This window comes from Acidovorax sp. YS12 (assembly GCA_021496925.1).
GTDB lineage: Bacteria > Pseudomonadota > Gammaproteobacteria > Burkholderiales > Burkholderiaceae_C > Paenacidovorax.
On the sequence record CP053915.1, the window covers coordinates 1,330,150 to 1,345,136 of the forward strand.

13 protein-coding genes and 2 pseudogenes are annotated in these 14,987 nt (G+C 67.1%); 13 read left to right on the forward strand and 2 right to left on the reverse strand.

What is annotated here, in order from left to right; translation table 11 throughout:
• Window positions 1-4 precede the first annotated feature (4 nt).
• A complete protein-coding gene (locus YS110_05990) occupies window positions 5-1,396 on the reverse strand; it encodes an IS701 family transposase (protein ID UJB64331.1) in 1,392 nt (463 codons plus the stop codon).
• Between the two features lie 53 nt (window positions 1,397-1,449).
• Here YS110_05990 and YS110_05995 point away from each other — a divergent pair.
• The 12 genes and pseudogenes from YS110_05995 (at window position 1,450) to YS110_06050 (ending at window position 10,924) form a co-directional block, all read left to right on the forward strand.
• Window positions 1,450-1,614, forward strand: a pseudogene (locus YS110_05995) (ferric iron reductase).
• Between the two features lie 119 nt (window positions 1,615-1,733).
• Window positions 1,734-1,952 carry an AlpA family phage regulatory protein gene (locus YS110_06000; GenBank protein UJB64332.1) on the forward strand — a complete coding sequence of 73 codons (219 nt, stop codon included), beginning with the start codon at window positions 1,734-1,736 and terminating at the stop codon, window positions 1,950-1,952.
• A gap of 43 nt (window positions 1,953-1,995) precedes the next feature.
• Window positions 1,996-2,874 (forward strand): ParA family protein, encoded by an 879-nt coding sequence (locus tag YS110_06005; GenBank protein ID UJB64333.1) that lies wholly within the window; start codon window positions 1,996-1,998, stop codon window positions 2,872-2,874.
• Window positions 2,858-3,121 carry a hypothetical protein gene (locus tag YS110_06010; protein ID UJB64334.1) on the forward strand — a complete coding sequence of 88 codons (264 nt, stop codon included), beginning with the start codon at window positions 2,858-2,860 and terminating at the stop codon, window positions 3,119-3,121. The genes YS110_06005 and YS110_06010 overlap by 17 nt, the downstream gene beginning before the upstream one ends.
• Window positions 3,114-4,739, forward strand: a complete 1,626-nt coding sequence (locus YS110_06015; GenBank protein UJB64335.1) for a ParB family protein — start codon at window positions 3,114-3,116, stop codon at window positions 4,737-4,739. Before YS110_06010 ends, YS110_06015 begins: the two co-directional genes overlap by 8 nt.
• Window positions 4,740-4,756: 17 nt before the next feature.
• A complete protein-coding gene (locus YS110_06020) occupies window positions 4,757-5,317 on the forward strand; it encodes a DUF2857 domain-containing protein (GenBank protein UJB64336.1) in 561 nt (186 codons plus the stop codon).
• A 3-nt stretch (window positions 5,318-5,320) separates the two neighbouring features.
• Entirely contained in the window at window positions 5,321-6,535 is a 1,215-nt protein-coding gene (locus tag YS110_06025) for a hypothetical protein (GenBank protein ID UJB64337.1), read from the forward strand.
• 266 nt (window positions 6,536-6,801) lie between these two features.
• Window positions 6,802-7,920 carry a hypothetical protein gene (locus tag YS110_06030; GenBank protein UJB64338.1) on the forward strand — a complete coding sequence of 373 codons (1,119 nt, stop codon included), beginning with the start codon at window positions 6,802-6,804 and terminating at the stop codon, window positions 7,918-7,920.
• Complete coding sequence (locus YS110_06035) at window positions 7,917-8,831, forward strand: hypothetical protein (GenBank protein UJB64339.1); 915 nt, start codon at window positions 7,917-7,919, stop codon at window positions 8,829-8,831. Before YS110_06030 ends, YS110_06035 begins: the two co-directional genes overlap by 4 nt.
• A 234-nt stretch (window positions 8,832-9,065) precedes the next feature.
• Window positions 9,066-9,866, forward strand: a complete 801-nt coding sequence (locus tag YS110_06040; GenBank protein UJB64340.1) for a TIGR03761 family integrating conjugative element protein — start codon at window positions 9,066-9,068, stop codon at window positions 9,864-9,866.
• Window positions 9,863-10,415: pseudogene (locus tag YS110_06045) on the forward strand (DUF3158 family protein). Before YS110_06040 ends, YS110_06045 begins: the two are co-directional and overlap by 4 nt.
• Before the next feature lie 62 nt (window positions 10,416-10,477).
• Entirely contained in the window at window positions 10,478-10,924 is a 447-nt protein-coding gene (locus YS110_06050) for a single-stranded DNA-binding protein (GenBank protein UJB64341.1), read from the forward strand.
• Between the two features lie 107 nt (window positions 10,925-11,031).
• On the opposite strand, the gene YS110_06055 is transcribed toward YS110_06050, so the two are convergent.
• Entirely contained in the window at window positions 11,032-11,928 is an 897-nt protein-coding gene (locus YS110_06055) for a hypothetical protein (protein ID UJB64342.1), read from the reverse strand.
• A 625-nt stretch (window positions 11,929-12,553) separates the two neighbouring features.
• Here YS110_06055 and YS110_06060 point away from each other — a divergent pair.
• Window positions 12,554-14,578: a DNA topoisomerase III gene (locus tag YS110_06060; GenBank protein ID UJB64343.1), complete on the forward strand. Its 2,025-nt coding sequence runs from the start codon at window positions 12,554-12,556 to the stop codon at window positions 14,576-14,578.
• The last annotated feature ends 409 nt before the right edge of the window (window positions 14,579-14,987 follow it).

A 14,987-nucleotide genomic window follows, 5' to 3' on the forward strand; every position in this document is an offset into this window, starting at 1 on the left:
TAGCCTAGCGTTGATGCGCATGCAACATGGACACCTGGGCAGCGTCCTGAGCAATGCTGCGGCGATACGCAGCCGCAACGTCGTGATGGATGATGGGACGTGGCGCTGCGTGCGCTGGGCTTCCGCGAGGCTTGTAATGCGTGGGTAGGGCAGATTCTTCGCCTCGTGCGGCGTTTTTTTTGCTCACCCCTTCCTGATGGCGCAACTGCTGCGCCATCAGAAAGCCGTAGGCCGCAATGCTCAGGCTGGCGTGGTGGTGGAACCCGCGCCAGCCCCGGCCTTCGTAGTGTCCCAGTCCCAGATCCTGCTTGAGGTCCTGGTAGTCGCGCTCGATGCGCCAGCGCATCTTGGCCTCAAGCACCATGCGTTGCAGTTCTGTGTCTTCGGGCAGCGTGTTCAGCCAATACTTCATTGGCTCTTTGTGGCCTTCGGGCCATTCGATGAGCAGCCACTCTTGTGGCCGTTGCTGCGTGCGTAGCTGCTCTCGGTGGGCTGCCTTGACACGCACACGCGCAAAGCGCGAGCGCAGCGTGAAGTTCGTGCCCTCTCGCCATTCAATGCTGTGCCACTGGGCAGGTTCCAGGCCGAACGCCACGTCCCTGGCCGACAGGGGCCGCTCGTGCATGGCATCACCCAGCCGCTGGCGTTTGGGAACTGGGCCGCGACCGCTGTAGGGCGCTGGCGACAGCGGTGCATGCCCTGGTGGCCATACCGTCACGGGGCCCGTCACACCCACCACGTAGGGCAGACCCATCTCGCTCAGCCCCTCTCGAAACGCGGTATCCACGCCGTAGCCTGCATCGGCCAGCACGCAGTGCCTGGGTGCGCCTTGCGCCACCAGGTGCTTGATCTGGGCCAGCGCGATCTGCCCCTTGGTGGCGAATTGCAACTCTTGAGGGATGCCAGCCTTGTGGCGCCGCACCGGATCGTCCGCCCATTCCTTGGGCAAGTACAGCTGCCAGGCCACCGGCAGACTTCCCGCCTGACAGGCCAGGCTCACGCTGACCGCCACTTGGCAGTTGTCCTGCTTGCCCAGCATGCCGCAGTACTGCCGGGCCACGCCCACCGAATGGTGGCCTTGCTTGGGAAAGCCCGTGTCGTCCACGATCCACCAACCGCCCTCCTGGAAGTCCATCGCGGGCACCACCCACTGGGCTACGCGCAGCAGCATCTCTTCATCTGACCACGCAGAGTCGGCGACAAAATGATGTAGTGACTGGTGGCGCGAGCGTGTGGCCTGCGGCGCCAGGTGTGCGGCCATGGGCTCCACGCTCTTGCGCGAAAGCGGTGCCATCAGCCCGGTGCAGTACCCGCGCAGCCCGGCCTGCCGGTCTGCATGACCAAGCCCGCCACCCAGGTGCGCGAGGTAGCGCTCAAACTCTTGAAGTTCTTCCATCAAGGCTCACCTCCTGCGCGACGATTCTCGCATAAGGCCTTGATTTTATTAACACAGTAAGACTAGGCAAATCCCCCAGCGGGGTGCCCTACTCATCCTTTGACACGCTGGAGGCCGTCATCAGCGCGCTGGTGGCGCACTTCGGTGATCGCTCGGGCATCAGCGAACGCACGCTGTGGTCCAAGCTGGCGGCCGCGCGGCGCCATCTCTCCTCGTGATGCACCCGACTGCAACTGCAGACACGCACTCTGCAGTTGCAGTGCTTTTTCAGCTCTTGCGCTATTGAATACATGGCACTTCCACAACGGACGCTGCACAGCGTCAAGGAGTGCCTCTCATGTCTTCGCAGATCATCGCCCCGGCGGCAGCAACTGAGCACCGCATCCTGCGTCGCGCCGAAGTCGAGGCCAGGACCGGCTTCAAGCGCGCGCACATCTACAGCCTGATGAAGGAGGGCAAGTTCCCCAAGGCGCTGCGCTTGGGCGTGCGTGCTGTGGGCTGGGACTCGGCCGAGATCGACCAGTGGATCACCGAGCGCCTCAAGGAGCGGACCTGATCGGCCTCACGCCGAACGGTCCCTTCCACCAGGAGAGCGCACCATGCAGGTGGTTTCCATCATCTCGACCAAAGGCGGCGTCGGCAAGACAACCACTGCGGCAAACCTCGGCGGATTTGCCGCCGACGCCGGACTGCGCGTGCTGCTGCTGGACCTCGACGTGCAGCCCACGCTGTCGAGCTACTTCACCCTGGACGTGCGCGCGCCCGCCGGCATCTACGAGCTTCTGGCATTCAATGAACGGCATATAGAGCAACTGGTGTCCCGCACCGCGATCGAGGGCCTGGATCTGATTCTGTCCAACGATGACCGGGGCGAACTGAACACGCTGCTGCTGCACGCGCCCGACGGACGCCTGCGCCTGCGGCATCTGCTACCGACGCTGGCCCCTTTCTACGACCTCCTGCTGATCGACACCCAGGGCGCTCGAAGCGTGCTGCTGGAGATGGCGGTGCTGGCCTCGAACCTGGCACTGTCGCCGGTCACCCCGGAAATCCTCGCGGCGCGCGAGCTGCGGCGCGGCACGTTGCAGCTGATCGAGGACATCGCCCCCTACCGCCACCTGGGCATCGAGCCGCCGCCGCTGCACCTACTCATCAACCGCGTGCACCCGGTCTCGTCGAACGCGCGGCTGATCCAGCAGTCCCTGCGGCAGATCTTCCAGGGCCATACAGACGTGCGCGTGCTCGACACCGATGTGCCAGCCATTGAAGCCTATCCCCGCGCCTCGACGCGGGGCCTGCCCGTGCATCGCATCGAGTACCGGCAGCCGGCGGGCCGCGCGGCGCCGGCGGCGCTGGAGACGATGCGCGCACTGGCCTGCGAGCTGTTCCCGGCGTGGCGGGACCAGTTCGCCCGCGTCACTGGCCGGCCCGCAGCGAGCACAGCGACCAGGAGCGCAGGCCATGGCGAACGCCCATGAGCTGGCACGCGGCCACAAGCGGTTGCGCACGCTGATCGAGTTCGCCCTGGGCGAAGGCTGGTCCGTGGCGCGCACATCGGGCGGGCACCTGAAGTTCACCAAGCCAGGCTGCGCCTCGATCTACACGAGTTCGACGGCGAGCGACCACCGAGCCGGCCGCAATGCCCAAGCGACGCTGCGCCGCGCCGACCGCTTGGCGCACGGCGCTGGCAGTGCGCTGCAGCCTCGTGAGAACAACCATGGCTGACCTCACGCCGCAGGAGATGGCAGGCAAGCTGATGGCCGTGGGGTTCGAGCGCAGCGGCCCGTCGGCCACCGCGCTGACCGATCCCATCGCCGACACGCCGATGGTCGTGACCCTCGACCAGTTGCGTCCCTACGATCATGACCCGCGCGTGCGGCGCAACCCAGCCTACGAGGAGATCAAGGCGTCGATTCGCGAGCGCGGGCTGGATGCGCCGCCGGCCATCACGCGCCGCCCCGGCGAAGCGAGCTACATCATCCGCAACGGCGGCAACACCCGCTTGGCGATCCTGCGTGAGCTTTGGGCCGAGACCAAGAACGAACGCTTCTTCCGGGTTCCTTGTCTGTTTCGCCCGTGGCCGCAGCGCGGCGAGATCGTCGCGCTCACAGGCCACCTGGCCGAGAACGAGCTGCGCGGCAGCCTCACCTTCATCGAGCGCGCGCTGGCCATCGAGAAAGCGCGCGAGTTCTACGAGCAAGAGAGTGGACAGGCGCTGTCGCAGTCCGAGCTGGCGCGGCGCCTGACGGCCGACGGCTACCCGGTACAACAGTCCCACATCAGCCGCATGCAGGACGCGGTGCGCTACCTGCTGCCAGCCTTGCCGACCGTGCTCTACGCCGGGCTGGGACGGCACCAGGTCGAGCGGCTTTCCGTGCTGCGCAGGGCCTGCGAACGCACTTGGGAGCGGCGCGCGATCGGCCAGCGGTTGCCGGTGGACTTCGCTTCTCTGTTCCAGGACGTGCTGGCCCAGTTCGATGCCCGGGCGGACGACTTCTCGCCCCAGCGGGTGCAGGACGAGTTGATCGGGCAGATGGCCGAACTGCTGGGCACGGACTACGACTCGCTGACGCTGGAGATCGACGACAGCGAAGCCCGACACCGGGTGCTGACCAGTGAGCCCACGCCGGCCGGTGTGCCGCCGACGCCTTCCCTGCCTGCCGCTGCGCCGGTCGCGCTGCCGCCGTCTTCGCCCCCTGTGGCCCCCAGCCCACCCCCGACCAACGCACCACCGTCGCCGTCCGCCCCGTCACCTCCGGCAGTCGACGATACCGATGGCGGTGAACAGGAGGGCCGGCTCCAGGGGCACATCGTGTCGCCCGCGCCGACCACCGAGCGCCTGCAGGCCATCCAGCGGCTGGTCGCCGACCAGATGGGTGACACCCTGCCCGACTTCGAGACCAACGTCCTGCGCGCAATCCCGGTGCAGGTCGGCGGCCTGTACCCAATCTCCGACGTCTGGTACGTCGAACCCGGGCTGGATTCGCCCGAGCGGCTGCGGGTGCACATCGCGCAGTTCGCGCGCGAGATCGCCGAGGAAGCCACGCTGGCCGATTGCGTCGAACCCAGCGATGCAGGCATCGGCTTCGCCTGCAAGACGCCAGCGACCACGGATGCCAAGGCGCTCACGAGCCTCGCCCGCGCGGTACTGCTCCTGTTGCATGCCCTGAGCGGTGCGCGCACGACGCTGGCAGGGCTGGACGGTGACCTCGCACCGCTGCTGCGCGGTGGTGGCCAACACACGCGATTGAGCGATGCAGGCCTGGTCAAGCTGTTCCGACTGCTGCGCCTGGCGCGCCGGCTGCTGGACCTGGAATCCAGCGCCGCCGACGGTGGTGGCTGAGCCGGCAGGAGGCGCGCATGTCAGGACCGAACCCCCTGAACCAAGCTGTCATCGCCCAGGCACTGCACGACCTGCGCAACGGACAGTTGCGCCGCTGCAAGGCAATGGGCTTCGGTGACGAAGAGCTGGAAGCGCTCAAGCACCCGGCCCTGGTCAGCGTCCTGATGAATGCCGCGGTATCGTGGTGTTCCGTGTCGGTCAACCGCGAGGTGCTGCAGCGGCTGGTGAACCAGGTCCACGACGTGGAGCAGGAGATCGCCACGGTCGACCGCATGCTGCGCCTGGGCGCCAGCACGGAAATGGTGAGCCACTTCTACGGCCTCACGCACCAGGAGGTGGCGCTGCGGCGGGACATCCTGGGCCTGCCCAAGCGCAAGGGGCGCTATCCGGTGCTCGATGAGGCGCAGGACGCGGCCTTGTGGAAGCGATGGAAGGCCGGCATCACGGAGCACGGCATCGCTCTGGACAACGACACCGCCATGCTGGCCTTGGCCATGGATCTGTCCGAAACCATGAGCCTGCCCATGTCGGTGGTCTGGGCGGCGATACGGAACTGGATCGACCAAGGACTGGTGTAGGCCATGGCGACGGACCCGGCTCCCCGGCGCCATGGCCCCGTTACCCTGTCGTCGGTGTTCGACGAGGCGCTCGAGCATCTGACCCCCGAGCCGGGCCCCATGCCACCGCCACCGGGCGACGGCTTCCTCTACAGGGGCAACCGCCACGAGAGCGTGCCCCGTGCGCTGTTCCTCGACCGGCGCCTGACGCCGCTGGAACGCAACGCCTGGCAAGTCTTCCGCCTGCAACTCAACGACGACGGCGTGACGGCCTTCCCTACCTATGACCAGTTGCGGCCCTATCTGGCCTCCATGCCCTGCGCGGCACAGGCCTCACACGAGACCGTGGCGCGGGCCTTGACGCTGCTGCGGCTGACGCGCTGGCTCAGCCTGGTCCGGCGCCGGCGCGATGCCAAGACTGGCCGCATCCTGGGCAACCTCTACGTGCTGCACGACGAGCCACTGACGCCCTTCGAAGCGATGCAGTTGGACCCGGACTACCTCGGCCTAGTCAGCCAGGCGCTCACCCATGCCGCCAAGGCGGTGCAGGTCGTGGGCGCGAACACGCTGCGCGAGATCGCCGAAGACCCCTTGCTCAACGGCCGCACGCTGCCGACGCGCCTGCAGGTACTGACCCAGCGCATGGCGCGGCATGGCTGGGCGACTGAAAGTTATCCACAGGGCGAGGCCGGCCACGAATCCGAAGAAGGCCCAGAAGCCCTTCTTCGGAATGGCGCACGCCCGTCTTCGGAATCCGAAGCAGGGGCGAAACCCGCGCCGGACGGCGCTCTTCGGAATCCGAAGGAAGACCGTACAGTACGTAGTAGTCGTATCAATGAAGTACGTACAGTACCGCGTGCACGAGGGTTGCAGGGCTTGCAGTTGCCCCAGAGCTTCCTGGGCCTGAAGGACGAGCAGCAAATGGGCGCCGCGGTGGCGCTGCAGCAGGTGGACGAGGCCCTGCGCCAGGCCGTGCTCGACGAGTGGGCCGCGCGTTGCCGCAGCAGCACGGTGCGCAATCCCGCTGCGTACCTCTTCGGCATCATCCAGAAAGCGCTCCGGGGGGAGTTCAGGGCATGGGCGGCCGAAGGCGAGGAGTTCACAGGCCGTCACCCGACCACCGCCCCGCCAGGGCCCCCCTCCCCGCCACCCCCACCGGGGGACGAACAGCGCCCAGCGCACCCCGACGTGGCCAAGGCACATCTGGCGCGGATACGGGCTGCGTTGCGTGGCCCCTGATGGCTCCTGCTATCCCCAGGGGATAGCCTGGGCCCGCAATCATTTGCCACGAAGGGGAGCGATCTTGAGCAACACTCCTTCCGGGTCATACATGCGCAGTTGGTCCGCAGGCCGAGCAGAACGTCGGTGGATCGCCAGGTTGGTGCCATCGGGGCGTGCCTGCGAAGGCTTCAACCGGTGGCGTTCTTGGCAGTTTCAACCTAAGATTTGCTGCGCAGCAAACTTAGGCATTTATGCTATATTTGCTGCGCAGCAAATCAAGCCGTATGCCCGACCACACCACCGCCCTCCTGGACCGGTTCGTCACTGAGTTGCACGACGCAACCTCGATATCGCTCGCACGCCGGAAGATGGAGGTGCCGTTTGCGACCGACGACAGCCGGGCACGGCTCGATGCGTTGCTACGCATGACCCTCCCGATGGGTGACAAAGTCGAGTTGGCCGTCGAAGTGCTGAGGGCGGGATACCCGCGCGACGTCCGGCTGGCCGTCCATCAGCTCCATGCCTATCAGGCGGCACGCCGAGACAGCGCCGTGCCGCTGGAACTGTGCGTCCTGGCTGACTACCTCAGTCCCGGCTCCCGCAAGGAGCTGAAGCACGCCGGCATCAACTACTACGACGGCACTGGCTCGATGCACTTCAAGCACCGAACCTATCTGGTGGTCGTGGAGCGCGAGCCGCGCAACCCGTCGCCGCGTCGGGCCCAGAAACTGTTCTCGGGTGCACGCGAACAGGTGGTCCACGCCTTGCTCGAACACTGGCGGCAGACCGGCGGCCAGGACTTCATCTCGGGCGCCGAACTGGCTGAACGAGCGCAGACCTCCCCCTACACCGTATCGCTCACGATGCAGGAGCTTGAACGGGAGGACTGGGTGGAGACCACCGGCAAAGGCCCTGCCCAACGCAGGCGCGTGTCCGATGCCGCCGGACTGCTCGATGCCTGGGCCGCCGACTGGACCTCACGGCGCGAGCCAATAACCCGCTGGTACACCTACGCGCCGCAGTCCAACCCCACGGACGCACTGCTGTCGCGCCTCGCCCATCGTCAAGGCTGGGCCATCACCGGCGCGGCCGCGGCCAATGCCGTGGTGGCTCATCTCACCCATGTCGATCGCGTGCAGGTCATCGTGCCGCCGGGCCAGGCCGAAGCCTGGGGCCATGACTTGAAGCTCAAACCGGTCGACAAGGGCGCGAACGTCGTCTTGATCGAGCGCGAAGGCGCGTCCCTGATGTTCCTCGACGAGCATCCCGAACGGCTAGGCTCGCGCTTCGCGAGCCGCTTCATCCAATATCTGGACCTGCTGGACAGCTACGGCCGCAACAAGGAGTTGGCCGACGAGTTCCGGCGCAGGGCCTTGAAGATCGAGAAGGCGCCTACGCCATGAACGAGAAGTTCAAGACCGCGGCGGGCTACAGCGCCGATCTCACCCGCGACTGCGAGACGGCTCTGGTCGTGCTGTTGCAGGCGTTCGGTTCACTCAAGAACACCTTGCGTCTCGTCGGCGGACTCGTGCCGCGCTACCTGACGCCAGCCCGCCCGCCCGAGGTTCCCCCGCATGCAGGCACCACGGATGTCGATGTGGTCTTGAATGTATCGGTGTTGGCTGCCAGGGGCGTCTACGACAAGCTGCGCAGGCAGCTCAAGGACAACGGCTTCGTCCCCTATGAACCGGCCCCCGGCAAGGTCAGTAGCTGGCAATGGGTGTATGAACTGAACGGCCACCCGGTGCGCATCGAGTTCCTTCAGAACACCGACGATCCGGACGAGAGCGGCAAACTGGGAACGGTCGATGGCGAAGGAGTCTCCGCTGTCCAGTTCCTCCATGCGGGCGTGGCCCACGAGTGGTTCGAGGAACATGCCATCACCACCGAACTGCCAGGGGGCAACGGCGTGGTGACCGAGGTGGTGCGTTTCGCCGACGTTGTGGCTTTTATCGTTTTGAAGGCGGTGGCTTTTCATCAGCGGCACGAACACAAGGACGTGGCCGACCTCGTTCACGTCATGCGCTACTGGGGGTCGATCGATGACCTGGCATCGCTCTATGCACAGCGGCAGTTGGACAGCCCCCACAGCGGCATCTTGGGCGAAGTGCTGCAGTTGCTGGAAGCGCATTTCTGCGACAGCGAAGACGTCGAGGGCTGGCGCAAGGACGGACCGGCCAAGTTCGCGAACTTCCATCAGATCGGCCAGCCCGGCAGCGACGAATTCGTCCGCGAGCAGCGGGACGTGAGTGCCATGGTGGACTACTTCGTCGGCCGGGTGCGCGAGCAGTTGTCTCCGTCGTCGGAACCCTGACCGCATCAACTCGGGATCCGCCGCACCGCCGACCTATCCCCTGGGGATAGCCCCTGACGCCCTGGTAAGCAAGTAGGAGTATCACGCGGGGTTTGCCGATGCTCCAGCTATCCCCAGGGTATCGTCACCATCCAGCCTTGGCCAACCGGGCATGCGCCGGATGCGGTTTGTTGACTGACCGCCTTCCGGTCCATATCCATGCTGGCGACTCGTTTCCCCTTGCGAGTCGTCCTCATGGCCACGAACGAACCTCTCCAACTCAACCTCGGGTCGCTGCGTAGCGCAATGTCGCTGACGCTGCACACGCACCACGCCTCCCGCATCTGGCACGGCCGCGCACCGGCCGAGGGACGCCCCGGCATCGTCGGGCTCAACGGCTTCATCAGCGTGATGACCAAGATGAAGCGCGGCGCCGAGCAGGACGACCCGTACAGCGACTGGTGGATGCTGCGCATCGAAGACAAGCTGGAGCAGACCAGGGAGGTGCTCAAGACGCTGCGGGAACAGGTGGACCAGACGCTGGCCGATGTCCCGCCCGCGCTCAGCCTCGGCGAGAACCTGAACGTGCAGCCCGTGAAGCTGCCGCTGTTCGTGAACGCCCAGCTCGGCTTCATGGCGGTCTACCTGCTCGCCGACTACGACGATCTGGCGCGGCGCCTGATCCTGGCGCACCACACGGCGCTGATCGACCGCGGCACGCTCGAACGCTGGCTCGCCGAAGGCGCGCATGCGCTGCGCAGCCTGTTCAGCCTGGCCCAGCAGTACCGCTTCTCCGGCTGCACCCGCGGGGATTTCGCGGCCAGGAACGCTGCGGCGCGCGCGGCGCTGGAGAAGTTCGGCGAACTGCCCGTGGAGGTGATGACGGGCACGCGCCGCTCCCGCTTCGCGCCGCCGATCGCGCGGCGGGGCACCGCCTCCGATGCATCCGAAGCGCCTGCAGTCCCGCCAGAGGCCGAGGCCCCTGCCCCCGTGGCGCCGGATGACGGGGCCAGCGCGGCCGGGACGGCGGCAGACGACGGGGACGCCACGGCATGACGGCGACATCGTCCGGCGGCGCACCGGCGCGCTTCGCTCCGCTGGAACAGGCGGACTTCCAGCGGCTGGAACACGCGGGCTACCTAAAAGGCCTTTTGATGCCTTTTAAAGGTAAGGGGCCATTGGACACCTGGGCCAGCCAGTGCCAGGCCTTGCGCGACGGCCTCGTGGTCCTGGCGCAGCGGCGCGTATTGACCCAGGCGCGCGCCTATCCCTTCAGCCTGCTCGGCGCGCAACTGGCCCAGCAGACGACTGGCCCAGCAGACGACTGGCGCAGGCACGGCGTTCCTGCGCTGGCGCAACCAGGACCGCTCCGCGATGGGCGTGTCCCTGTGGGAGGCGCTGCTGGCCCAGCGCTCGACGCCCGCCTCGCTGATCGGCGACCTGTACGCGATCGAGCGCCAGCGCGTCGTCCTCAACATGCAGATCAGCCTGACGCACAGCATCGCGCGCCAGGCGCTCGAATGCGCCAGCAAGCTGGCCCATGCCGAGGCGGTCTACCTGCACCGGATGGACGCGGACCGGACGCGCCCACGGCCGGTTCCTTGAACCTCAGCACCTGCACGGATGCCCCGGCGCAGGATCATTCCCACCACCATGGAGGATTCACCATGAGCACCCATTTCAGCGGCGAGGGCAACATCGGCTCCGCGCCGGAATACCGGGAGTTTCCCAACGGCAACGACGAGCCCAGCAGGCTGCTGCGCCTGAACGTCTATTTCGACAACCCGGTCCCGAAGAAGGACGGCACCTATGAGGACCGCGGGGGCTTCTGGGCGCCGGTGGAACTGTGGCACCGCGATGCCGGGCAGTGGCTGGCGCTGTACCAGAAAGGCATGCGCGTTCTGGTCGAAGGCCGCACGGTGCGCGACGAATGGGAGGATTCGGAATCGAACGAGCGCGTCACGTTCAAGGTCGAGGCCCGCCGCGTCGGCATCCTGCCGTACCGCCTCCAGGCCGTCACGCTGAGCCCGAAGCAGCAGGAGATCGAAACGGAACCCAGGCCGAAGGAAGCCAAGGGCGCGAAGACGCCGAAGGATGCGAAAGCCAAGGGCTAGCACCGCTGCGCGGGCGGCCGCGACGGATCACGGCCATCCTCTCTGCGCCAGCCTCGCTATACCCGGGGTATAGGGCCATCGGCGTTGCGCGGACCCAAGGCGCCCGCCTACCAATCGAGCACAACCGACACCGGCTTGTGGTCGCTGGGACGGCTGTCGCGCGACGCCTCCGAGTTTCCAACCACGCCCATCTGCCAGGCCGCCTCCTCGACCTGGCAACTGCCGGCCTTGATGGCGTACGCGCCCAGGCCGCTCCAGATGGCAGGTGACACGACGATGTGGTCGATGAGTTCACCCACGATCTGGCCATTCTGGAGCGGGTCAGGAAACCGCGTCGTGCTGGCGGACGACAGCACGGCGGGGTCCATCGCGTGCTTGAAGTAGGTGTTCGGATCAAGGAAGGAGCCCACCAGCTCATCAAGAATGCTCTTGGTGAGGAACTCGGTTTCCATGAGGTCCTTGAAAGGCCCGTCGTTGAAGTCGCCGACCACCACGACGCTGGCCTGCGCTGGGCCGACGGCCACGACGGAAGTCAGGACTTCCCGGAGGCGAACGATTTCCGCCGAAAGCTTCTGGCGGCTGCTGAGCGCGTCAAGGACCGGCCCGGGGTTGGCTCCCCGTTCGTCCCACTGCCTCTTGGTCTTGAGCAGCGAGAACTTCGACTTGGTGTGAACGCCGCCGAGGATGAGATCCTGCCCGGCGGCAAGCTCGGCCCGCAGCAGGAGCGGATAGCGCGCGAGGCTGTGCTGCTTCCGGTCGGCCGCGGCGATCTTTCCCCAAGGGTAGAACGGAACGTTCCGCCAGAGCTTCTGCGGTGTGCTTCCAGCGGGCAGCCACGGTGTCACCTTCTGGGCAAGGCTCCTGCGCACCAGTGCATGGATGGCCTGATCGGTCCGGTTTGACCGGTGGACCGCATACTCGTCGTCCAGGAATGTCTTGACGAAGAGTTCCATCTGTTCCTGCAGCGGTGGCCCCTCCTGGACAAACAGCACGTCCGGATCCACGGCCCGGATGCCGGCGGCGATGCGCTGGCACAGGCCGTGAATGTCACCGATGGGGCCCAGCCTGATACCCCCGGCGCTTTTGCGAACGACTGGGGAACCACCTGGTCCGCGAGCCAATCGGCATCGCGCCTGGCGCCGAAGAACGACGTCATCCACTCGATGTTGTACGTGCAGACTTTGATCTGTCCCATGTGAGGCCCTCCCGTCCTTCGCAAAACGCCCGGCCAGCGGCGCTGGTGGTTTGCTGGCGCGCCGGACGACCGCTGCTGTTCCATTCGGGCCGCCGCTCACCGTACTGCAACGGCCTGCGTCGCTCTTCGTGCATGTCGCGCCAGCGGCCATCCTTCTGGCAACGCACAGTCCGTCCGCACAGTTTAGCGAGGGGGCGCTGTCGCGCCCAGGGACCGGAAAGCCCGACGGTTGCCTGGCTGGCCATGGCCGAAGCCATAGGCAGATGCCAATCCCTCCACCATCCGCACTCCCCGGCTTCCGTTTCTCCGGCACGGCATGCACGCTGCACCCAGGCAATCCGGTGCCTGCCGGGTCCGCCTTATTGGCTGCCGTCACGGCGGCATTCGGAGATGCTGACGGCCAGTCGAGATCGTCACGCACACCCGGAGGCTTCATGCGCGTGTTTCTGTGCGAGAAGCCTTCGCAAGGCAAGGACATCGCCCGTGTGCTGGGCGCCGGGCAGCGGGGCAGCGGCTGCTACACCGGTTCCGGTGTCGTCGTGACCTGGTGCATCGGCCATCTGGTCGAAGCCGCTCCCCCCGAGGGCTACGGCGAGCAATTCAAACGCTGGTCCATTGACCAGCTTCCCATCCTGCCGGAGCACTGGCGCGTCGAGCCGAAGCCGGCGACCGCCGCGCAGTTCAAGGTCGTCAGGCAATTTCTCGGCCAGGCCACCGAACTGGTGATCGCCACCGACGCCGACCGCGAAGGCGAGATGATCGCCCGAGAGCTGGTTGACCTGTGCGGCTACCGTGGTCCCATCCAGCGGCTGTGGCTATCGGCGCTCAACGACGCGTCCATCCGCAAGGCGCTCGGCGCGCTGCGGCCATCGGCCGAGACGCTGCCGCTGTACCACTCGGCACTGGCCCGCTCCCGAGCCGATTGGCTGATCGGCATGAACCTCAGCCGTCTCTTCACGCTGCTGGGCCGCCAGGCCGGCTACCAGGGCGTGCTGTCGGTCGGCCGCGTGCAGACACCCACGCTCAAGCTGGTCGTCGATCGCGACCGCGAGATCGCGCGTTTCGTCTCCGTGCCCTACTGGACGGTGGAGGCCACGCTGTCGCAGGCCGGGCAGAGCTTCGTCGCACACTGGATCGCGCCCGAAGGCACGACGGACGAAGCTGGAAGGTGCGTGCAGCAGCCGGTCGCGCAACAGGCGGCCGAACGCATGCGCAGTTCCCCCGAAGCGCTGGTGCAATCGGTCCAGACCGAGCGCATGCGCGAAGCACCGCCGCTGCCTTTCGACCTGGGCACGCTGCAGGAAGTGTGCTCCAGGCAGTTGGGCCTCGACGTGCAGGAGACCCTGGACATCGCCCAGGCGCTGTACGAGACGCACAAGGCCACGACCTATCCGCGCTCCGACTCGGGCTACCTGCCCGAGAGCATGCTGGCCGAGGTGCCCGCCGTCCTCGATGCCCTGCTCGTTACCGACCCCGGCCTTCGGCTACTGCTCGCCCAACTCGACCGGACCCAGCGCTCGCGTGCCTGGAACGACGGCAAGGTGACGGCCCACCACGGCATCATTCCCACGCTCGAACCCGCGAACCTGGCGGCCATGAACGAGAAGGAACTGGCGGTCTACCGCCTGATCCGCGCGCACTACCTGGCGCAGTTCCTGCCCCATCACGAGTCCGACCGCACCGTGGCGCGGCTCACCTGCACCGGGCAATCGCTGCAGGCGGCCGGCAAGCAGGTCGTGGTGCCGGGCTGGCATCTGGCCCTGGGCCAGCCCGGCCAGCACCCGCAGGACGCCGCGGACGACGAGCCGGCGCAGCGCGGCCAGATCCTCCCGCCGTTGGCCGATGGCCAGCGCTGCAAGATCGAACAGGTCGCGCCGAAGGCGCTGAAGACACTTCCGCCGAAGCCCTACACCCAGGGCGAACTCGTGAAGGCGATGAAGACCGTCGCCAAACTGGTCACCGACCCGCGCCTGAAGCAGAAGCTCAAGGAGACGACGGGCATCGGCACCGAGGCCACGCGCGCCAGCATCATCAACGGCCTGCTGGGCCGCAGCTACCTCGTGAAGAAGGGGCGCGGCATCCGCGCGTCGGACGCCGCCTTCACGCTCATCGACGCCGTGCCCGCGGCGATCGCCGATCCCGGCACCACCGCCGTCTGGGAGCAGGCGCTCGGCATGATCGAGGCCGGCCAGATGACGCTCGACGCCTTCATCGCCCGGCAATCCGCCTGGGTCGCCCAGCTCGTGCAGCAGTACCGCGGCGCGGAGCTGTCCATCAAGCTGCCGCCGTCGCCGCCGTGCCCGCAATGCGGTGCACCGATGCACCAGCGCACGGGCAGGAGCGGCGCCTTCTGGTCCTGCAGCCGCTACCCCGGCTGCAAGGGCACGCTGCCGGCCGAGTCCCAGCCGTCCCGGCGCGGTGCGCCGTCCGGGCGGCGTCCGGCACGCAAAGCCCCCTAAGGTCCCCGGACCCGTAGCCGCGCCCCCTGGACGGCGCGGCACACCGCTCCCGCAGCCCTGCGGGAATCCCCGAGCGCGTCCCGCCTTCTGCAACGCGATGCACATCCCGTCCGGCCGGCCCCGGCGCGCGGGATGGGAAGGTTTTTTCCGTCCCCGGATCGCCCTTGCGGCCATCCCCCTGATCAGGTTCTTCCGTCCATCGCGAGAGGTCTCCCGGCGCCTTGCCGCGCGCCGCCGTGGCGAGCCGCGGGGAGACCCCTCGGGTCGACGGTATTCGGCGCCGGCGCCCTCCGGTGAAACAACGGGTTCCCTTTGTGCGCGGATGTGTGCCAGAGGTTGCCGGCCCCAACCACGACACGGGCCGGGTGTGACGCTGATGCAGCGACAGGCTCCACCGACGGCCGCGTTC